Origin of the sequence: Alkalibacillus flavidus, from assembly GCF_040545925.1 — a bacterium.
GTDB lineage: Bacteria > Bacillota > Bacilli > Bacillales > Alkalibacillaceae > Alkalibacillus > Alkalibacillus flavidus.
This window is the reverse complement of the sequence record NZ_JBEPMX010000003.1, coordinates 44,982-65,469: the sequence shown is the minus strand read 5'-3', so window position 1 is coordinate 65,469 and position 20,488 is coordinate 44,982. Positions and strand designations below refer to the sequence as shown.

Below are 20,488 nucleotides of genomic sequence, written 5' to 3'. Positions count from 1 at the left end.
TCCGCACCCAACTTATGAAATAACTACCCGTAGTTATTTCATAAGTCCGTGCACTTATTTAAAAACTAGCGCGACTTATCTCAAAACTAGCGGTAGTTATTTAATAAATCAAACGCACCCACCTAAAATGAAAGCCCTCCGCGTCACGCGGAGGGCTTCCTTACACTATATCAACAATTTAGGGGAATTGTTGCTCGCTTAGTTGTTGATCCATTCGTCGACTGTGTCGCGATTGTCTTCAATCCACTGTTCGGCTAGTTCTTCGTAGCTTGCGTCTTCGTTTTCAGCTTGTTGGATCATGTTTTCAAGTTCATCAACGCTGATTTCCCAGTTTGATAGAATATCATATGCTTCTGAGTATTGTGGTTGATCTTGAATGCCTTGATAAGATAAGACATATACGTTGTCATATTGGAAGTGACCTTCAGTGTCTTCTAGGAATTTAAGGTCGTGTTTCGCGAATACTGAGTGTGGTCTCCAACCAGTGAAGACAAAAGGCTCTTCATTTTGGATTTTTTGATCGACAGCACCTAACATTGCTGCTTCACTGCTTGGCAACAGTTCGAAACCATCAAGGTTATAATTTTCGTCATTCATCACGTCTTTAGACAGTTCAACAATGCCGGCACCTTCGCCAATTGTTAAGATCTCACCGCCGAATTCATCGCCGCGTCCTTCTAAATCACCGATTGTTTCGGCGTCAACATACTCTGGGACAACCCAACCAAGGGGGACTTCTTCGTAACTTGTTGATACTTTTTGTAGTTCGTCTTTGTAGTCAGACCATAAGGCTTCTTCAGTGTATGGTAACCAAGCGTCCATGAAGAAATGAATCTCTTCGTTCGCCATGCTTTCCCAAATCACTGGTTGATCGAGTAACGTGACTTCAACTTCATACCCAACTTCTTCTAGAATGCTTTTCGCAATCTGAGTTGGAGGAGCTGTACTTGACCAAGATGTTTGGCCAATGACGATTTCACCTTTTTCTACATTTTCTTCGCTATCTTCATTGCCACCTTCATTACCGCTGTTGTCCTCTGACTGTTCACTGTTGTCTTGTCCTTCAGCGTTTTCATTATTCCCTTCATCAGAAGAACCGCCACATGCAGCGAGTACTAACACTAATATTAGCGCTGCCATTGCTAAAAACTTCTTCATGCTTAAAATCTCCCTTTCTTTAATAGATTTTGTGATGTTACGAAGTGATTGAAACTAAGTGATTGTTTCTCTATATCAATCTACCGGTGTTAGACAGTAGTTGATGACGTTGGATTGGTGATTTCATTGAATTTTGCTTGCATCGTATCCGCTGTGAACTGCATTTGATCAACTTGGTCAGCTTGGAAATACTGATGCGCTTCACCATTTAATTTCTTCATCAATTCATCTGTACTGAAAATTTTCATATTATAAACCCAATTCGTCATAGTGAGCATCGCGGCTTGATGGGCGCCTTCGTTACTTGCGCCGCACATATCGTGAATTAGGTTGATTTGATAGTCGCGGAAGTACGCGTCGAATACAGACGTCATTAAGCAGCCATCTGTCACGACACCCGCGATATATAAATGCTCAACATTTAAGCTTTTTAGCATTAAATCGAGGCTCGTTTCGTAAAACGCGCTCCAACGATATTTATCGATGACGATGTCACTGTCTAGTGGTTGGATTTCATCAAAAATTTCGATTTGGTCGCTCGCGGCGTTATAAAAGTAAGGAGTCCCATCTTCGTTTAATGGTTCGCCTTTCGATAAGCCGGCGCCGTCGACACGATTGATTTGTCGTGTATAAATAACCGGGATGTCAGCCTCGCGAAAAGCTGGGATGATTTTTTTCGTGTTTTCAATAATCGAATCCATATCGTCTAAACCAAAGTTGGATTCTTTTTGTAAATCGATTAAAACTAAAGCGGATCGTTTATTCGTCATATGAGCTCTCCTTTTCGTCCTGTTTTGGAAGGTGATTGAAAATGTCGCCAGATTCAAGTGAATTGGCTAAACGCATGAGCCAGTCTAAATAATTGCGTGCGTCTTGAATCAATTCTAAATCGCGATTGGCGAGTTGTTCGGCTTCGTCGTCTGATGATGTTTCCGCGATTTCAGTGAATGTCGGTTCGGTTTGTTCAATCGCTTTATGGATTAAATTGCGTTCTGTTCGTAATGTTTTCACGAAGAAGGTTAAAAAGTTTCTTAAGAAATCTTTCTCGGCGATAAAATGGTCTTTGCGCTCGCCTTTTTTCCACACTTTCGTTACCATTTCGGTCTCCATCAGTTCGCGAATACCGTTACTCACGCTCGCTTTACTCATCGCGACTTGGTCTTTAATGTCATCAAGTGTTAAGGGCACATCGGAAAAGTATAATACGCCGTAAATACGGCCGACTGAAGCAGACACGCCGTAAACGGTCATGGACTGCGCGATCGCACTAATCATGACGTCTTCTGATTCATGGACGTTTTGTAAATCGTCACTCATGTTAAGCCCACCTTCCGTAAAGGTTATTAATTTGTTTAATCTATATAATATATTTTAAACAAATTAGAAATAATGTCAACAGGTCAGGAAACATGTCTAAGGTCGAAGAAAGGTCTAGACCTTTGTGTGACAAGGGGTAGGGAGGATTTAAGTTTTTGCTAGAAAAGCGTCGAAATTTGATTTACAATGTTGTATATTGCAATGTATAGGACTTTGTTATGAGAGTTTGAAGGATGAGGTGTTGTAATTTTGAGCACACATATAAAATTTATCGCACCATACCAATCAATGGTCCCGATTGTGGATGAGTGTCGCGATGAAATTGACGATATTGAAATTTCAATTGAAGTGGGAAATATGGAGGAAGGCGCAAAGATCGCTAAAGAAGCAGAACGCGATGGGTATGACATGATTGTTAGTCGTGGGGGAACCGCACAATTATTACGTCATGTCACACGGATTCCCGTCGTTGATGTCACAATGTCAGGTTACGACATCCTCCGCGTGTTAATGATGGGTGACGAGTTTAATCAGAAAAAAGCGCTCGTCGGATACCCGAATATGATGCGAGGCGCACAAGCGATTATTGACTTACTTGAACTGTCTGTCGATCTATTTACGATTGATTCAATTGATGAGATTGAGCAAACCGTGTATGAAATTCGTGAGTCAGGTTACGACGTTGTGATCGGTGACGTTGGGACGGTCGAATCAGCGAAGCGCCACGGATTAGAAGCGTTTTTAATTCAAACCGGACGTGAGACGATTTTGGAAGCGTTAGAAGAAGCGAAGGCCAGTGATGCTTTTTTTAAATGGAATTTTTCGCGGACAGATATGTTATCGAAAATTATTAAGTACCAAGACCGTGACGTTATGGTCATTGATGAGTATGGTCAGTCGTTGTTTGAAGCGTGGCATTCATTTGATGAGCGTCCGTTTACTGATGATGAATTAAGGCAGTTACCCCTTAATGTTGATTTCAAATATAAAGTGAACTGGCAATATTACACGCGTGGTAAACAACAAATCGACGTGAAAATAGAGCAATTTGTCCATGACGAGATATTCTATTTTCTATTACACGTGCATCAACACGATGACCTTTTAGCTCAACTCGATTGGGTCGAACAATTTAGCGTGAAACAAAAACCGACTGTGATTGCAGATAGTGAGCCAATGCAAGCAGTCATGCGTGTCATTCATAGTGGTGTCGAGAATCATCAATTGTTTTTCTTAGTTGGTGATGCTGGAACGGGTCGTGGTTTGTTAGCGCATTATATTCATCATTTAAGTTGGTCAGGTAAGACGTTGCTTGAAGTTGATTTGAGTCGGAGTCAGTTTGAATATTTAGATGAGTTATTATCGCCAGAGGTTGGCACGATTTATTTAAGACATCTAACACAGCTTCCGCCTGAACGGTATTACATGCTCGGTCGTTTTTTACGTAAGGCGATGGATACAGGGAAACACGTCGTTATTTCAGTGAATGAGTCAGTCGTGCATTGGTTTGATACACAATTGATTGATCAAAGCATTGAAGTGTTTATGCCACCGTTGAGTGATCGACCGGACGATTTTAAAGGGTTGGTGACGTTGTTTGCGGCGTATTTTCATCAACATTTCGGCACAAGTGTCGTCAAGATCCAAACCGATGTGATTGAAGAGCTGAAGAAGTATGAATGGCGTGGTCATGCGCGCGAATTGAAGTCGTTTTTGAAATCGGTCGTATTATCGGAGCGAGGTTATGTGTTAAAACATGAACACGTCAAAAAATATTTACAAGAAAAATACAGTACGCGAGCGTCGTCTGTTTTTCAATTAGAAGGCACATTGGACGATATTGAACATCAAGTCATTCAATCGGTATTAGAAGAAGAGGATTACAACCAATCGAAAGCAGCCAGACGATTAGGGATTAATCGTTCGACATTATGGCGCAAATTAAAACAATAATAGACGCGAATTAAGCGTTTTCATGACAAGAAAAACACGATACAATATAATCGTAAGAAAATTTAGATAGAAAAGCGCTTGACAACTTAAGAGGAGGCTCATAATGGGGGGGGACGAGACGCAAACGGTTGGGCTGGTGCCTGATGAGTTTGTGGAAGGCTATGAATACATAACAGAACATATTTGTGATGGAGCACCGCTCAAAGATATATAGAAGAAGCTCGTGAAGTTTTTTGAAGAACGTTTTGAATCTTCGAAGGCGACGATCATGTTATTAAATGAGACAGGTGAGTATTTTGTCGATGGCGTGACGTATAGCTTTCCTGAATCAGTGTTGAGGCAGTATTTCGGGACCGAATTGTATGATGGGGTTGGTGTTTGTGGTAATGCGGTTTGTCGTAAGGAATTGACTGTATTGCCGAACATTGACGAGGGCCCGAACTGGGATGCTTTACGTGATATGATGGATGGGCTGAGTTTGAAATCATGTTGGTCATTGCCTGTCATGCGTCATGAGAGTGATGAGGTCGTCGGTGTGTTAACGGTGTATTCTAGTGAAGTAAAAGAACCGACGCGAGCGGAATTAGAGATCGTCGAGTCTTATAAGGCTTTGTTAAGTTTAATTATGAACGATTATTATGAGCGTTATCGTGGGGAACGGGCGAATTTGCAAGCGGATGAAACATTGCCACCAGCGTCGTTATCAGAACGCGAAAAATATTTATTTATGATTCGACGTGGGATTGATGAAGGTCAGATCAGGCCACATTACCAGCCGATAATGAATCAAATGGGTGACGTGTACGGGTTTGAAGTGTTAGTGCGTTGGCCGCCCCCCGAGCGAGGCATTATTCCGCCGAACCATTTCATTCCGTTTGCTGAAGAGGAAGGGTTGATCGATGAGATTGATCAATATGTTGCGGAATATGCATGCCGCGAAATGAAGCGGGTAATGGATGAGACAGGCCAGCAATTCGTGTTAACGATTAACGTGTCGGCAAATCATATTGTAAAGCGACATTTTACAGATTGGAAGATTTGCGAGGCGATTGTCGGTTTGGCACATAGCTTAGGTTTGAAAGTCGTGGCTGAAGGCGTTGAAAAGCTAGAACAACTCAATGTGCTTCACCAAATGGATTGCGAATTGTATCAAGGGTATTATTATCAAAAACCGATCGATGTTGGAACGTTAGAGGACTATGTAACAACGGTCAACTGGGCGAAACATGAAGATTTGGCCTAAGTTGTTTGAGGAGGACGTATTGTGGATTTTTCGCGTGAAGTCGTAATTGATGCGCCAGTTGATGATGTGTTTCAAGTGGTGACGAAGTATGAATACATTGAACGTGTGAGCCATATTGTCGATGTGGATTTAGGTGATGCGGATGATTTAGCCGCTGGTGATACGATTTCGGAAACCCGTCAAGTTCGGCAAAATAAGGTAGAATCTACTTGGCATATTGATGATATGAAAGAAAGTAAGCTATTTGTTGTATCGAGTGAACAAAATCAATTACATTTAACGTATCGGTATGATTTCGCGGAGGTTGAAGAAGGGGCGCGTGTGACGTTGAGTGTCTCCATACAAACGCGTGGATTACGGAATAAGTTGATGAAACCGTTCATTAAGAAGATTATTGAAGGCGAAGATGGGGAACAGTTACAATATATTAAACAATATATAGAAGACATTAAATAAGTTGAAGGAGGATCTTACATTGGCTTTATTAAGTGAAGCGGAAGTGAATCAAGCTCTTGAACGGTTGCCTCATTGGCAATTAGAAGAAGGTAAAATGATTCGTCGTGACTATCAATTCGACGATTATTTAACAGGTGTTGATTTTGTACGGCAAATTGCGAACCAAGCCGAGGCGAAAGACCATCATCCATATGTGATCATTGACCATACGACGGTGACGATTAAATGGATGACCGTTGATCAAGGTGGTTTAACGCAGAAGGACACAGCCATGGCTGAATATTGCGATGAGTTGTTTGGAGTTAAATAAGTTATAGGAAAGCCCCCGCGCACGCTAAGGTGAATGCGCGGGGGTTTTGCGTTTTAAAGGTGACGCGCGCCGCAATTTTGAGATAAGTGCGTTCAGTTTTTAAATAAATTCGGGGATTTATTTAAAAAACTAAGCGGAGTTATTTCAAAAATCAAAGGATTTATCTCATAAGTCAGGCAAATGGTCAAAACCCGTCAGCCTTTCGAGGAAGGCTGACGGGTTTTCATCAAACGAACAACAGCGCAATCCCAATACCGACGGCGCCGAACAGCATGGTGTAGGCGAAGTTCCATAAGGTGAGCTGATAGGGGTTGCGTTTAAAATATTGATTGAGCATCGTAATCGGAATATTGAACGTCCCTGTCATATCATTCGCCACAACGGAAATGACCATGACGACGGATACGCTGAGCGGGCTGATCGTATCCGAAAATGGCGTGATGACGATGCCTTGTAAACTGAGTGTCACGAGCGGGTGGAATCCAGCAAACGCGAGCACGACCGCGCTTAAGAAAATCATGACGAATAACCATATTGGCTGTTCTTCAAGCCACGATAGTTGATTAAGAAGCGGCTCGAACACGCCGGTATCTTGCACGACTTCATTAAAGAAACCGATCGGCACGAGTAGCATGACGAAATTTTGCATCGTCCATAACTGTTGGTGCCACACTTCGCGATTATAGCGCAGGAATGTTTGTAATCTGTTGATCGCTAAAGCCCAAATGAGTGTGAACGGGACAATCGTTAAAATAATCGCATCAAAAAACTCAATCGCTAAGGTGGTGTGTGTTACAGCGGCTGTCGTGACGAACAACACGAGAAACAGCCCGAGCAAGCCGAGTTGTTTCCACGATTGCGTGTTGGTTGTAGCGTTAGGTTTATATTCAGCAGTCAACGAATATTTTCGGTACCGCGAAAAGCCTAAGCCGATATCAATCGCCGCCATCAAGAGCGAGAAGCCGAGTAAAACAGGAAGAAGCTCCAAATAATACGCGCCAGTGATCCCGACAACGAGGGCGATATACACCTCGATCGGACTCCATACATTCGCTGTCGCAAGCGGGCGTAATACCGCGCGTGTCGCCAACTGATGCGTTAATCGGTCGTTAAAATGTTTTGTTTTATCACGAACCATTTGATACGACAACGGGACCATCGATAGAAAAATAAACAACGTCAGCACGTAGCTCGTTAAGTACGATTTTACATAAAACGAACCGAGATGGTGCGTATTCGACTGCAACAATTGATAGATAGATTGGTCGAATTTGCCGACGATCATAAAGTGGTTAATGAATGGAATCAAATATAAAAGCGAGATTAACAGGCCCATCGACGTCATATAAGGTAGTAAATTGCTCATCGGCAAGTCGTAAAGTATGTATAATACAACACCGAGTGCACCGAAAATTAACCCGATGAGTTGATACGTCTTACTCGCCCCGTGAATCGACACAGCTACAGCGATCAGTCCGACAACCCCTTGAACCCACGTGACCACGTCATAGCTAGCGAATAAATTGATGATATATAATGTGACAAAAGATGTATATAAATAAAAACGTACGGTTAACATGGCAATTCATCCTTAAATAAAATAACCATGCAACGCTGCACGGTTATTGTTTATAAACGAGTTTGAATTGTTGGCAAACAACGGGTAGATCGTCTTCAAATGTTTCGCCAATCGATTCCATAGCACGAGTGAAAATCGCTTCATATTCATTGTACCAGTCGTCAAAGTCTTTCGTATTGCCGCTTTCTTGCTCAGCAATGTCTTCTGGAACAGCACGGAATGGAATAATATCAATATCTGTCACTTGAATAATGGCTTCAGGTTGACCGTCAAATGTCGTAATGACGTGAAAGCTACCTTCATCCGGAACAGACTCCTCATAATATTCAAACATACGATATAGCGCGCATGTAGCTGTTTTGTCACCTGATTTGACGAGGTCGAGAAATTGGCGTGCTGTCTTTTTATCATCGCCGAAGTACTCATCGCTATATGGCGTATCCTCATTCGCAAGTTCAGGGTGTTCGGTTACAAATTGCTTCCAAAATGGTTTCACTAAATCTTCATTCATCTTCATACCTCCGAAATGTTATGTATGTTACGTTATGTATTAGCATAGCATGTTTTAGCTGTTTTAACAGGATGAAACGCTTAAAAGGAGGACAAACAGTTGGTTTATAGTAAATTATTATTACGCTTATCCGCCTTATTCGCCGCAGTCGGTGCGATTCTCGGTTCGCATATGGCCGGGGCTGGTAGTTTAGCCTTCAGCACGATCCACGCGCATATTTTGCTCGTCGGTTGGCTGTCGTTGTTTGCTTGGTCGATGTTTTATAAAGTTTACGACCCAGTGCCATCATTACTCACGACAGCTCACGTATGGACGGGCATTATCGGCGCGTTTGGTTTAACGATCGGCATGTGGCTATATTACATGAATCCGATTGGCTTGCCAGAACCGCTCGTCACAGTGTTCTTTATCGTCGGCGGCACGATTTTACTCTTCAGCTTTATCTTATTCGTTTTCGTGACGTTTCGTAAAGTGGAAAACTAGATTGATTAAAGGCCTGCGCTTAGTATGCGCGGGCTTTTTTTGATTGGATTCCAGCACTTTGCGTCGGGATTCCGGCACTTTTCATTGGGATTCGAGCACTTTGCGTTAGGATTCCGGCACTTTTCATTGGGATTCGAGCACTTTGCGTCGGGATTCCGGCACTTTTCGTTGGGATTCGAGCACTTTGCGTCGGGATTCCAGCACTTTTCATTAGGATTCGAGCACTTTGCGTCGGGATTCCGGCACTTTTTATTGGGATTCGAGCACTTTGCGTTAGGATTCGAGCACTTTTAACGATTATTCGTCATTTTTTCGTACCGACTAGCAGTGTTAAGTCGAGTGTCACATGGTCGATGTAGCTGAGCTTTTCTAAATCCGCGTCTTGGGTCAGGGGCGTCATGTGAATCAAATCGTCAAACATTGCTTCTGATAAAGATTGCGTTTGATTGACGCGTTCTTCTTGTATGACGTGAAAGCACTCGCGAAAACGATTCACCGTCTCATCATTGGAATACGTGTTTTTATGTAACTGGTTGCGAATTTCTTTTAAATAATCGCTGTTTGGCACGACTTTGACGACGAGGCCATCATCTTTTAACACGCGCTCGAACTCGCTGTAATTCGATGGTGATAAAATATTTAACAACACATCGACTGATTCATTTTGCAAAGGGATATTGGCCAAATCTGCGACGATCCATTGTGCGTTGTCGTACGATTTGGCTGCATATTGTACGCCGTCTTTGGCTAAGTCGATGCCGATCGCTAACGCAGCATCAAGATGTTGCTGTAAAGCGTGAAGATGAGACCCTTCGCCTGAGCCAGCATCAAGCATGACATTTATGGATGTGTTGGCAAGTACTTGGCTGATCGCGTCTATTAACGGTTCATAAAAACCAGCTTGATTTAACCGTTGGCGCGCATCAAATAACGTCTTATCATAAATCGACGCATGTGATTGCTGTGCCATATTGAGGTAACCTTGTTTAGCTAAGTCGAATGCGTGGCCGTCCGAACACGTTAGTCGTGCGTTATCTTCCATAGAAAGCTGTTGATGACATAGCGGACAACGCCACATAGCGTCATGTGTTGCCAACCGATTAGCGGCGATTTGTTTTTTGCTTAACTTACCCAAATGAGTCACTCCTATAACATCCTGGTGGTCCTACTATAACGTGAATAGGCCAAAAAGTCACTTGTGCGAAAGTTTTGGCGATTTTGTCTTTCGCAACATGTTCTTTTATATTAAAGTGGTATATAACATAAGGCGTCGTGAGGTGACGGTGATATTTATTTGGGCCATGAGTATATGGGTTGTTGTGCTTGGACTGCTTATCATTCAGGATAAATTCATGAAAAAGTCTTACAGGCAAACGACGAAAAACTTGATTGCTAACAGCGGCTTTACAGTTGTGATGTTCGTCGGCACGCTGGATCTATTAATGACAAGAGGTTTGATGTGGGAAGTTTTGGTCGTTGGATTATTCATGTTAGCTGGGGTTGTCATGACTGTCATGTCGAGGAGAACGTATCGCGCAGATAGATATTAAAGGAGTGATGGGAATCGAAGATATGATCAAACAACAAGTTGAAACGTTTCGAAATCGTTTAATGGACGGACTTGATGAATCGCTTGATCATTCGGGCGTGAATAGTCGTCGCGTGGCTGAGAGGTTAACGGCGTTAGCTGAGATAGGCATGACGGAAGAAGGCGGGTGCCGACGCATTTCGTTTTCACAAGAAGAGAAGCAAGCGAAAGAATTAGTGAAACAATGGATGGAAGAAGACGGTTTGGACACCCATATTGACGGGGCTGGTAATGTGTTTGGCCGTGTTGAAGGTGAAACGGATGGGTCTGCGGTGGTTTCAGGGTCGCATTTAGATAGCGTCATGCACGGTGGGCACTTTGATGGGCCTTTAGGTGTGATAAGTGCGCTTGAAGTCGCTTCGGCTTGGAAAGACGCTGGTGTGAAGCCTGCTGTTCCATATAAAGTGGTTGTCTTTACCGATGAAGAAGGGGCACGCTTTAACGGCGGTTTGCTCGGGAGCCAATCGATTGTCGGGGAGTTGGACATGGATGAAGAAGTGAAGCGGGTTGATTTTAACGGCCGTGCGTTTACCGATGTTTTAGCTGATGTCGGCCTGACGCCAGAAGGTTTTCGAGAGGCGAAGCGTGATGTGAATGATATTAAAGCGTTTGTCGAAGTCCATATCGAACAAGGCAAGCAACTCGAAAAACGTGATTTACCTGTAGGTGTCGTGACAGGCATTGCTGGGCCGACGTGGTTAAGCGTGACGTTTTCTGGTGTGGCTGGCCATGCGGGTAATACCCCGATGGATGACCGCTATGACGCGTTAGTAGCAGCGAGCGAATTTATTTTAAATGTGAAAGATTTCCCTCAGCAAGTGAGCAATTCAAGTGTGGCGACGGTTGGGAAATTATCGGTTGACCCGAACGGCGTGAACGTCATTCCAGGTGAGGTCACATTGTCTGTTGATATACGTGATATCAAATTAGAATGGAAAGAAGAACTGTCGAAGCGGATCAAAGACTATGCCACAGAAGTAAGTGAAGCGCACGGCGTTACGGTGTCAGTAGAAGAGACGATGAATGTAGCGCCAGTTGAAGTGCCAGAACAGATGCAAGCTCAAGCAGGTGAAGCGATGCAAGAAACGTTAGGTGTCGAACCATATTATTTACCGAGCGGCGCAGGACACGATGCGATGATCTTAGGGCGGTATGTGCCAGTCGGCATGCTCTTCACCCAAAGCTTAGACGGCGTGAGCCACAACCCAGGCGAATGGTCCTCACTCGATGATTGCGTACAAACGATTCATGTGTTGAAGCGATTTGTAGAGAAAGTGATAGAATCGTAGAAAGGTCGCCGCGGCGACCTTTCTTCTTTTGGGCAGTGCTCCCAGGCGCTCATACGGCGATTTTGAGCGCTCATACAGCGATTTTTTCAGGTGATACAGCGAAAAAGTGATAGTATACAGCGACATTTTCACGCGATACAGCGATAATGGCAAAATATACGGCGAATATCATGGAACATACGGCGAAACATCGTTCAGCGGGTTCAGTTTGTCTTTATAAAATCATGGAAATCTGATAAAATATATATTTGTGCAAACGTATAGAGCAGTTCGCGAAATCCTGCTTCATCAAAACTAAGGAGATGAGACATATGTCAGAGAATTATTATTTACCACGATCTGGACCGATGCCACGGCCAGAAAGTGTGGAGCATGGGCGCGAGATTTTGAAAGAAGAAGCGTTTCCAGCTCCAAATGTTCAGACGGTTTCGTTTAATGCGTTGGAGTTTACGGCAGTATGTCCGAAAACGGGTCAACCGGATTTCGGGCGGGTCGAAATTTCGTACACACCGAATGAAAAGTGCATTGAATCGAAGTCGTTCAAGTTTTATTTGTGGTCATTCCGTGATCAAGGGGCCTTTTGCGAGTCATTAGCGGCGCAAATTGCCGACGATTTTGTCTATGCGATTGATCCACTTCACGTTGAAGTGACGGTGCATCAGTCAGCGCGCGGTGGCATCGAACTGTCGACTAAGGCGGTGCGTGATCGTGATGAGTAGAGACCAGAAACTCATATTGCTAAATATTATTTTTGCGACATCACTCGTGATTGCGAACGTGTTAGCGGGGAAATTGGTCGCGTTTAGTGAAACGTTCGTCGTTCCAGCGGCGGTCGTTGTGTATGCGGTATCGTTCTTAATTACCGATGTGATTCATGAAGAGTATGGCAAGCAACAAGCAAAACAGACGATTATATTCGGCTTTGTGGCACAAATTTTCGCGAGTATTATGATTTATTTCGGGCAACTATTACCTGTTGCACCGTTTGCACAAGAGTCACAAGCTGCTTATGAAACGTTGCTCGGGCAAAATGCTCGCTTTGTGTTAGCATCAGGCGCTGCGTATTTAACCTCTCAATTTGTCGATGTGTATGTGTTTTCCGCTGTGAAAAACATGACATCCAATCGCTTCAAATGGATGCGTAACAATTTGAGTACGGCGTCGTCGCAGTTTATCGATACAACGATTTTTATTACGATTGCTTTTGCGGGATCTGTTCCAAACTTATGGATGATGATCTTGAGTCAATATGTAGTTAAGTTGGCCATAGCAGCAATCGACACGCCGATTTTTTATCTGTTAACACGACAACATAAAATGAAACAATCGACTCGAGTCGAAGCAAAACAACCTGCCTAAGTGGCAGGTTGTTTTTTGATCGCGTTAAATTTATTAAATAATTCCACGATGTTATGAGATAAATCTTTGCACTTATTAAATAAATCGGTGTAGTTTTGAAATAAATGAGCTCATTTATTTCAAAACTAACGTGCATATGCCCCAAACGATACAAAAAGCCACCTAGCTAAGGGGGAAGCTAGGTGGATAACTTATAAAAAATCTATTAAAGGGGAAGGTTTACACAAGCAATTTGGCTTATATTTTTATCTTACTAATTCTTAAGGGATTTGTCTGTGAAAGAGCAGTGACGTTTCGATTACGTCTTTATGACTAATGTTACAAAAGTATTACCCAAAATGGCCATTAATATAATCATGTGTTCGCGAATCACTTGGTTCATGGAACATGGTGTGGGTGTCGTTAAATTCGACGACTTCACCATTTAAGAAGAACGCTGTTTGATCGGAAATACGACCGGCTTGTTGCATATTGTGTGTGACGATCACGATGCTGTAATCCTCTTTTAACTGTTGAATAAGCTCTTCGATTTTCGCTGTTGATACTGGATCGAGTGCTGAAGTCGGTTCATCCATTAAAATAACATCAGGTTCGATCGCGAGTGTGCGCGCAATACATAAACGCTGCTGTTGCCCGCCTGATAAGCCAAGTGCACTATCTTTTAGGCGATCTTTAACTTCATCCCAAAGATACGCGTCACGCAAGCTTTTCTCGACAATTTGGTTGAGGATTTTTTTATCTTTAATACCGTGAATTTTTGGTCCATAAGCGACATTCTCATAGATTGATTTCGGGAATGGATTCGGTTTTTGGAATACCATGCCGACGCGTGTGCGTAATTGTTCGGGATTATAGCTGTCTGCTAACATATTGTCATGCTTATAATAAATATCACCTGTCGTCGTGACAGACGGTGTTAAGTCGATCATACGATTAAGTGTTTTTAAAAATGTCGACTTACCACAACCTGATGGTCCAATGATCGCGGTGATGTTGTTTTGTTGGATCGTTAAATTAATTTGTTTCAAGGCTTGGGTTTGGTTATACCATAGGTTTAAGTCACGTACGTCAAACAGTGTTGACGCTTGTTCAGGTTGTTTCGATTCAATTGATGTGACTTTATTCTCGTTTGAAATAGCTGTTAAGGCCATGATGTCACCTCCTTCATTAAACGTGTTTTTGGAATTTATTTCGTATAATAATCGCTGTTAAATTCAGCGTAATGAGTATTGTCATTAATATAATAATCGTTGCTGCCGCTAAATTGGCGTATTCATCGACCAGGACTGAGTCGAGTGTCCAATAATAGATTTGAAGCGGTAGTGCCGTGAATTGGTCGTTAAACCCGTTCGGAAAAGGAATTAATAATGCCGGAATACCTAAAACGACTAATGGTGCCGTTTCGCCAATCGATCTTGAAACAGCAAGGATTGCTCCCGTTAAGATACCCGGTAACGCTGTCGGCAAAATAATACGTTGAATCGTTTGCCATGTCGTTGCACCTAATCCGTATGATGCTTCACTAATATCATTCGGAACAGATCGTAACGCTTCTTGTGAGGCGACAATGACAATTGGTAATACGAGCAATGATAATGTGAATCCGCCGGCTAATACAGTGTTACCTAAATCCATCAGTCGGGCAAAAATCGTTAACCCGAGAATGCCGTAAACAATTGACGGGACACCTGCTAGGTTACGAATATTCGTCTGAATGAAGCCGTTTAGTCGACTGTTTTTCGCGTATAACTCAAGGTATATCGCGGCGCCAACACCTATTGAAAGTGTGACGACAATCACGACCACCATGAGAAGTAATGTTCCTAAAATAGGTCCCATAATGCCAGCTTTGCTCGCTGTATTTGAAAGATGGCTCGTTATAAACTGCATATCGATCCACTGAATACCATCGATGGTGACTTGGGCCATTAAAATGATTAAGACAACGACGCCAAATAACGTAGCGCTCAGAAAGGCTCCTTTAGCCAATTGATTCAGTTTTAAGCGAAAGGTCATGTTTGATGCGAATTTCACGTTAATAAGCCTCCCTAAACCGTTTCGAAATGTAGCGTGCGAGTAAGTTCATCGCAAATGTCATAATAAATAATGTCATGGCAACCGCGTAAATACTGTAGTAAATCGGTGTACCCGCAGCAGCATCACCACTCGTCACCTCAACGATATAAGCGGTCATCGTTTGCATCGATTCTGTAATATCGAAGGTGAAATTTTTCGAGCTACCACTTGCTACGGTCACGATCATTGTTTCACCGATTGCTCGTGATACCGCGAGAACAAATGATGCAACGATACCCGATAAAGCGCCTGGAATAACGACTTTTATCGTCGTTTCAAGCTTCGTGGACCCTAGTGCCATCGCGCCTTCACGCATGGACTGAGGGACGGATGAAATCGCATCTTCAGAGAGTGACGCAACCATCGGAATAATCATAATCCCCATCACGATACCAGGGCTTAAAATATTCGTTGCTTCAATACTTGGCCAGATTGACCGTAAAACAGGTGTCACTAAGGTGAAGGCGAAAAAGCCGTATACCACAGTTGGCACACCTGCGAGCACTTCTAATACAGGTTTCAATACATTGCGAACGCGTGTTGATGCGTATTCGCTTAAATAAATCGCACTCATTAAGCCGATCGGTGCTGCCACAGCCATTGCGATCGCTGTCGATATCAATGTGCCATTCAACAATGGAAGCAACCCGAAGTCTGGGTTTTGACTTAATGGATTTAATTCCGTTGATGTGAAAAATTCTTTGAATGAGACAATATTAAAAAACGAAATCGTTTCTGCTAATAAGGTGTAAATAATCCCGATCGTTGTTAGGACCGAGATTAAAGCGCATCCTAACAACAATTTTGGGATCGTGCGGTTCATCCGTTGTTGTCTTTGTTTTGACTTCGATTGCTGTCTGATTCGTTGTTGAATGTTTAATGATTCTTTCGTCATTGAGTTCAAAACAAGTTCCTCCTGACCGACGTCACTCGATTATTCAGAACCAAGTTGTTCTAAATCTTGACGTAGTTGATCAATTTCTTCTTCTGGTAGTGGCGCGAAGCCCGTTTCACCAGCGATGTTAGATGATTCATCGACAACGTATTGTGCAAAATCTAATACTTGTGCTTTTTCTTGTGCATGATCTGTATTCAAGTACGTAAAGACTGGGCGTGTAAAGTTTTGGTACGGTCCGCTTTCGTCAATCGTGTCCAGTGACGGTGCGACGGGACCATCGCCAAAGTTAATGCTAACGGCGTTTAATTTATCTTGGTTGTTATCGTAATAACCAAATCCGAAAAAGCCGAGACTGTGTTTATCTTGAGAGACGAGTTGTACGAGTGTTGAGTATTCTTGTTGTAAGTCTGCATCTTCAGCTAAGTCTTGTTCATTTAAAATAGATTCATAGAAAAACTCATACGTGCCGTGGTTTTCGTTAGGACCATATAGATTGATCGGTTCGTTTGGCCAGTCGCTATTAATATCTGACCAGTTTTCGATATCGCCTTGTGCTGTGAAAATATCAATAACTTGTTCTTCCGTTAGTTCCGTTGCCCAGTCATTTTCAGGGTGAGCGACAATGGTTAATCCGTCTAATGCTAATTTAATTTCTTTATAGTTAATGCCTAATTCTTCTGCTTTATTGATTTCTTCTTCTTTAATTTTTCGAGACGCATCGTTGAAGTCTGTTCCGTCTTCAGCTAAAAATTTCTCAAATCCTGCGCTTGTGCCAGAGCGGCCAACTTCGACTGAAACATTGGACTGATCATTCACCATATAATTTTCCGCTAGACGAGACATAAGTGGGTAAACGGTACCTGACCCATCGACAACGACACGGCCGTCTAATTGTTCACCGTTATTTGATTCAGCGCTTGCGTTATCATCATTTGATTGACAAGCGGTAAGCAAACCTGCAAATACTAGAATCGTTGTAACTAATGCGACAAACTTAACTCTGTTGAACATGAAGAAATCCTCCCCTTGGGTTGTGTTTTGAATGTTACAGTTTCATCATAAACCGTGTTGTCCTAAATGTCTGTAAAGGGAAAGTAAAGATTGAGTAAAGGTTTTGTAAAGACGGTTCGAGGTTTGTTGTGACAGAGTTTATTCGCATTGAAATAGCGTGTTTGGATCATTTGTGTAATAATATAGATATTAACGAATCAAGAAATAAGGGGGGAAGTTTTTTGTTTGAATGGCTATTTTTACCATTAATTGTTGCTATCTCTTTGACTTATTACGCTCACAAAAATAAATTGAACCACCAGCAAAAACTAAAAGAATTAGATTTGGAAGAGAAACAGCTAGAGTTAGATATCATGAGAGAAAAAAATGGATCATTTAAGGATGGAGAAAAGGATCAAGAGTAAGGCGGAAAAGGCTTTCGGAGAATCGAAACATGAGAATAAAAGCAAAAGCTTGGGAGGCGCGCCCAAGCTTTTTTGTATAGACAGTCATGTTTATGGTTTGACCTGGTTCACTATGATCATGCTGGTGTTAGCCTGTTATCAATTTTAGTCCGACAGTCGATGCGATAATACAAAAAATAAACAATAAACGCAGGCGATTCGCGGGCTCGTTAAATAATAGAATGCCCATGATCGCGCTACCTGCAGCACCAATTCCGGTCCAAATCGCGTAGGCGACACTCATCGTAATACCTTCCATCGCAAATGACAATAACGCGAAACTGATAGAGAAAGCCCCGATCATAAAAACGACAGATTGCCAGTTTTGATAACGATTGATGAAGTTTATACCTAATACGCCCGTCATTTCGAATAAACCTGCGACAATAAGAGCGATCCAATGCATTACGTCTCACCTCGCTCTTCTGTGACGAATTTTAAGCCGATGATGCCAGTAACAAGAACGGCGATGAAGACCAGTTTGAGCAGTTGAAATGGTTCGCCGAAAAAGACCATGTCGACGATGACCGTGCCTGCTGTCCCGAGCCCTGCGAATACAGCATAAACCGTGCCGACTGGAAGATGTTTAGCGGCGAGAATTAAAAATAAAAAACTTAAAAATATAGCGATAATCGTTCCGCTCCATGTTAGTAGACTGTCGGCATAACTCAGGCCAATCACCCAAAACACTTCGAAAAATGCGCCCGCAACGACTTTTAACCAATGGATTGTCATTGTGCTAGCCCTCCTTCGTTAATCAAAAGGAAAGCCCGGAAGATGTTAGGTTCAACATCTCCCGGGCTTTTGTCCCTCCGTGTCACAGCGCATAGCTGTGTGTTTTCTCTTGGACCAGACCGACATAAGCTAAGCCGCGGAACCCTAGAAAACAACGTGTGTGTGGTTTTAATTAATTATTGTTCAATTGGCATTTTAACACGTTATATCATAAAAAGCCATGAATAGATTTTGATGCAACCCAAGATTGTCAGATAATCTACTAGCATTGTTAGACAATTGGTCAACATTGTCTAACAATCTTCAGGGAAAGAAGGTTGTGAACAGATTTTTTCATGGTGAATTATTTTGTGATAGAATTTATAAGGATGAGAGCGAAAATGGGGGAGCAGACATGAATCAGTTGCGACAGAAGAGTGCGCAGATTGTGAATCATAAAGTGTTTCAACCGACGATTATTACATTAATTATCATTAATGCGGTGATCGTTGGATTAGAAAGTTACCGCGGATTATATGATACATACGGTGAGTGGTTTGTCCGGGTTGATACGTTTGTGTTGATTATATTCTCACTAGAAATTGTATTGAAATTACTTGCGGCACGACCGACGACGAATTTTTTTAAAGATGGATGGAATGTGTTCGACTTTGTGATCGTTGCGTCAAGTTTTATCTTTATGGGCTCGCCGTTTGTAACCGTGTTACGTATATTGCGTGTTTTACGTGTGTTTCGGACGATTTCCGTTATTCCGTCGCTACGTAAAATTGTCAATGCACTCATTATGACATTGCCGTCGCTCGGGACGATCATGCTGTTACTCGGCATTATGTTTTACGTGTTTAGTGTGATGGGAACGTTTTTATTTAGAGATGTCGCGCCGGACTATTTCGGAACGATTGAAGAAACACTGCTCACCTTATTCCAAATTATTACGCTTGAGTCATGGGCGAGTGCGATCATGCGTCCAATTATGGATGAAATATGGTGGGCGTGGACGTATTTTGTCGCGTTTATTTTGGTCGGGACGTTTATCGTGCTGAACCTGTTTGTCGGTGTGATTGTGAATAACTTCGAGAAAGTAGAACAACTTGAAAACGGAGAAACGCCAGCTGAGGATGAATTAAAAGATGAAGTGAGTCAATTGCGCGGGGAAATTCAAGAATTGAAGCAAATCATCCGAGGTCAAAACAAGTAGAGAGTTTAGTTATTAAATAAGTCGCTTTATTTTTGAAATAACTAGGCCAAGTTATGAGATAATTTCAAGGAATTTTGAAATAACTGAAGCGAGCTGCTCTAGTTTTTAAATAATTAGCCGAAGTTATGAAATAAGTAAGGTGAGTTATTAAATAAATAACGGGAATTATTTAATAAATGGTGCAGACGAGATGATAAAAGCCGCTCTGGGTATCCAGAGCGGCTTCGTTATGATTTAATGCGGTTGGTTTGTATTCGTCATCGGGGCGTAGCTATTGAGTAGCTGATTCGTCGTGTCTTCATCAAACTGCGCAACTTGATAATAGCCTTTGTCGTTCTGATACAAGAACATTTCGTAAGCCATTTCTGAGAAATTCGGCACGCTATCCTGTAACACGCGGCGCATGACGGGGTTCGTCGCTTCTAATGCGGCGTTGTTAGCGGCTGTTGCGCAAGCCTTTAACTGCCCGAGCATAAAACCTGAATAGCATTCATCGTTCAATTGCTGCGGGTTTTGTTCAGGTTGCTTCGGCTGACTCGGTTGCAAGCCGTACGTCACATCATTTGAAATCTCCATATTATAGACAGCCGTTGGTTGAGCCGGTTTTTGGCCCGATTGATACGCATCGACCATCGTGTTATATGTTTCCGTTAAGTAATTGTACTGATTCGTTAAAATACCTTGAAGTTGCTGACACTGAATGTTCGGTTCATATAGTTTGTAATGCTCCATCGCACCGATCACCGTCGAGATCGCTTCATGTGCATCATAAATCGCATGCCCACCTTGGCTTAAATGAGTCGGTAACGTTCCAGATTCTTTCATTTGGCTGTTCGGGTTTGGTTGTTGTTGCATAAAAAAAATCCTCCTCCTAAACTGAT

The 20,488-nt window shown here is 42.5% G+C and carries 24 protein-coding genes and 1 riboswitch; of the genes, 11 read left to right on the top strand and 13 right to left on the bottom strand.

All coding sequences use genetic code 11. The features are described from left to right. Positions 1–198: 198 nt before the first annotated feature. The 3 genes from ABID56_RS04260 to ABID56_RS04250 all read right to left on the bottom strand — a co-directional run bounded on the left by ABID56_RS04260 (position 199) and on the right by ABID56_RS04250 (position 2,475). Positions 199–1,158: a glycine betaine ABC transporter substrate-binding protein gene (locus ABID56_RS04260; RefSeq protein WP_354219377.1), complete on the bottom strand. Its 960-nt coding sequence runs from the start codon at positions 1,156–1,158 to the stop codon at positions 199–201. An 89-nt stretch (positions 1,159–1,247) separates the two neighbouring features. After that, the gene (locus ABID56_RS04255; protein WP_354219376.1) at positions 1,248–1,928 is read right to left on the bottom strand and encodes a cysteine hydrolase family protein; all 681 of its coding nucleotides are present in this window, start codon (positions 1,926–1,928) and stop codon (positions 1,248–1,250) included. After that, positions 1,918–2,475 carry a GbsR/MarR family transcriptional regulator gene (locus ABID56_RS04250; protein WP_354219375.1) on the bottom strand — a complete coding sequence of 186 codons (558 nt, stop codon included), beginning with the start codon at positions 2,473–2,475 and terminating at the stop codon, positions 1,918–1,920. The genes ABID56_RS04255 and ABID56_RS04250 overlap by 11 nt, the downstream gene beginning before the upstream one ends. A 249-nt stretch (positions 2,476–2,724) precedes the next feature. Here ABID56_RS04250 and ABID56_RS04245 point away from each other — a divergent pair, with 249 nt between their 5' ends. The 4 genes from ABID56_RS04245 to ABID56_RS04230 all read left to right on the top strand — a co-directional run bounded on the left by ABID56_RS04245 (position 2,725) and on the right by ABID56_RS04230 (position 6,437). Beyond that, a complete protein-coding gene (locus ABID56_RS04245; RefSeq protein WP_354219374.1) occupies positions 2,725–4,428 on the top strand; it encodes a PrpR N-terminal domain-containing protein in 1,704 nt (567 codons plus the stop codon). Positions 4,429–4,651: 223 nt separating this feature from the next. Then, entirely contained in the window at positions 4,652–5,671 is a 1,020-nt protein-coding gene (locus ABID56_RS04240; protein WP_354219373.1) for a sensor domain-containing phosphodiesterase, read from the top strand. Between the two features lie 21 nt (positions 5,672–5,692). Continuing rightward, positions 5,693–6,127 (top strand): SRPBCC family protein, encoded by a 435-nt coding sequence (locus ABID56_RS04235; RefSeq protein WP_354219372.1) that lies wholly within the window; start codon positions 5,693–5,695, stop codon positions 6,125–6,127. A gap of 19 nt (positions 6,128–6,146) precedes the next feature. Then, positions 6,147–6,437, top strand: a complete 291-nt coding sequence (locus tag ABID56_RS04230) for a 4a-hydroxytetrahydrobiopterin dehydratase (protein ID WP_354219371.1) — start codon at positions 6,147–6,149, stop codon at positions 6,435–6,437. Between the two features lie 226 nt (positions 6,438–6,663). Here ABID56_RS04230 and ABID56_RS04225 read toward each other — a convergent pair whose 3' ends face one another. Then, complete coding sequence (locus ABID56_RS04225; RefSeq protein WP_354219370.1) at positions 6,664–8,016, bottom strand: hypothetical protein; 1,353 nt, start codon at positions 8,014–8,016, stop codon at positions 6,664–6,666. 43 nt (positions 8,017–8,059) lie between these two features. Then, a complete protein-coding gene (locus tag ABID56_RS04220) occupies positions 8,060–8,527 on the bottom strand; it encodes an ASCH domain-containing protein (protein WP_354219369.1) in 468 nt (155 codons plus the stop codon). A 99-nt stretch (positions 8,528–8,626) separates the two neighbouring features. Here ABID56_RS04220 and ABID56_RS04215 point away from each other — a divergent pair, with 99 nt between their 5' ends. Further along, positions 8,627–9,010, top strand: a complete 384-nt coding sequence (locus ABID56_RS04215; RefSeq protein WP_354219368.1) for a hypothetical protein — start codon at positions 8,627–8,629, stop codon at positions 9,008–9,010. Positions 9,011–9,314: 304 nt separating this feature from the next. Here ABID56_RS04215 and ABID56_RS04210 read toward each other — a convergent pair whose 3' ends face one another. Continuing rightward, entirely contained in the window at positions 9,315–10,145 is an 831-nt protein-coding gene (locus ABID56_RS04210) for a putative RNA methyltransferase (RefSeq protein ID WP_354219367.1), read from the bottom strand. A gap of 217 nt (positions 10,146–10,362) precedes the next feature. Between ABID56_RS04210 and ABID56_RS04205 the strand changes: the two genes are divergently transcribed. The 4 genes from ABID56_RS04205 (at position 10,363) to ABID56_RS04190 (ending at position 13,246) form a co-directional block, all read left to right on the top strand. After that, complete coding sequence (locus ABID56_RS04205) at positions 10,363–10,560, top strand: hypothetical protein (RefSeq protein WP_354219366.1); 198 nt, start codon at positions 10,363–10,365, stop codon at positions 10,558–10,560. 7 nt (positions 10,561–10,567) lie between these two features. After that, positions 10,568–11,887: a M20 family metallo-hydrolase gene (locus ABID56_RS04200; protein ID WP_354219365.1), complete on the top strand. Its 1,320-nt coding sequence runs from the start codon at positions 10,568–10,570 to the stop codon at positions 11,885–11,887. Positions 11,888–12,198: 311 nt separating this feature from the next. Continuing rightward, complete coding sequence (gene queF / locus ABID56_RS04195; RefSeq protein WP_167261178.1) at positions 12,199–12,606, top strand: preQ(1) synthase; 408 nt, start codon at positions 12,199–12,201, stop codon at positions 12,604–12,606. Then, positions 12,599–13,246, top strand: coding sequence for a queuosine precursor transporter (locus tag ABID56_RS04190; RefSeq protein WP_354219518.1), 648 nt, complete (start codon positions 12,599–12,601; stop codon positions 13,244–13,246). Before queF ends, ABID56_RS04190 begins: the two co-directional genes overlap by 8 nt. Positions 13,247–13,575: 329 nt before the next feature. Here the strand turns inward: ABID56_RS04190 and pstB are convergent, their stop codons facing one another. The 4 genes from pstB to ABID56_RS04170 are packed head-to-tail and all read right to left on the bottom strand — an operon-like array spanning position 13,576 to position 17,231. Next, entirely contained in the window at positions 13,576–14,397 is an 822-nt protein-coding gene (gene pstB / locus ABID56_RS04185; protein ID WP_354219364.1) for a phosphate ABC transporter ATP-binding protein PstB, read from the bottom strand. Between the two features lie 16 nt (positions 14,398–14,413). Then, entirely contained in the window at positions 14,414–15,262 is an 849-nt protein-coding gene (gene pstA / locus ABID56_RS04180) for a phosphate ABC transporter permease PstA (RefSeq protein ID WP_354219517.1), read from the bottom strand. A 19-nt stretch (positions 15,263–15,281) separates the two neighbouring features. After that, positions 15,282–16,226 carry a phosphate ABC transporter permease subunit PstC gene (gene pstC, locus ABID56_RS04175; protein ID WP_377946406.1) on the bottom strand — a complete coding sequence of 315 codons (945 nt, stop codon included), beginning with the start codon at positions 16,224–16,226 and terminating at the stop codon, positions 15,282–15,284. A 30-nt stretch (positions 16,227–16,256) separates the two neighbouring features. Further along, a complete protein-coding gene (locus ABID56_RS04170) occupies positions 16,257–17,231 on the bottom strand; it encodes a PstS family phosphate ABC transporter substrate-binding protein (protein WP_354219363.1) in 975 nt (324 codons plus the stop codon). A 128-nt stretch (positions 17,232–17,359) separates the two neighbouring features. Here ABID56_RS04170 and ABID56_RS04165 point away from each other — a divergent pair, with 128 nt between their 5' ends. Next, a complete protein-coding gene (locus ABID56_RS04165) occupies positions 17,360–17,635 on the top strand; it encodes a hypothetical protein (RefSeq protein WP_354219362.1) in 276 nt (91 codons plus the stop codon). A 127-nt stretch (positions 17,636–17,762) separates the two neighbouring features. On the opposite strand, the gene ABID56_RS04160 is transcribed toward ABID56_RS04165, so the two are convergent. Beyond that, positions 17,763–18,080: a DMT family transporter gene (locus ABID56_RS04160; RefSeq protein WP_354219361.1), complete on the bottom strand. Its 318-nt coding sequence runs from the start codon at positions 18,078–18,080 to the stop codon at positions 17,763–17,765. Beyond that, entirely contained in the window at positions 18,080–18,409 is a 330-nt protein-coding gene (locus ABID56_RS04155; protein ID WP_354219360.1) for a DMT family transporter, read from the bottom strand. The genes ABID56_RS04160 and ABID56_RS04155 overlap by 1 nt, the downstream gene beginning before the upstream one ends. A 56-nt stretch (positions 18,410–18,465) precedes the next feature. Then, a riboswitch (guanidine-I (ykkC/yxkD leader) is annotated at positions 18,466–18,568 on the bottom strand. A gap of 235 nt (positions 18,569–18,803) precedes the next feature. On the opposite strand from ABID56_RS04155, the gene ABID56_RS04150 reads away from it, so the two are divergent. Beyond that, on the top strand, positions 18,804–19,607 hold the full coding sequence (locus tag ABID56_RS04150; RefSeq protein ID WP_354219359.1) for an ion transporter: 804 nt from the start codon (positions 18,804–18,806) through the stop codon (positions 19,605–19,607). Positions 19,608–19,841: 234 nt separating this feature from the next. Here ABID56_RS04150 and ABID56_RS04145 read toward each other — a convergent pair whose 3' ends face one another. After that, positions 19,842–20,462 carry a spore coat protein gene (locus ABID56_RS04145; RefSeq protein ID WP_354219358.1) on the bottom strand — a complete coding sequence of 207 codons (621 nt, stop codon included), beginning with the start codon at positions 20,460–20,462 and terminating at the stop codon, positions 19,842–19,844. Positions 20,463–20,488: the final 26 nt, after the last annotated feature.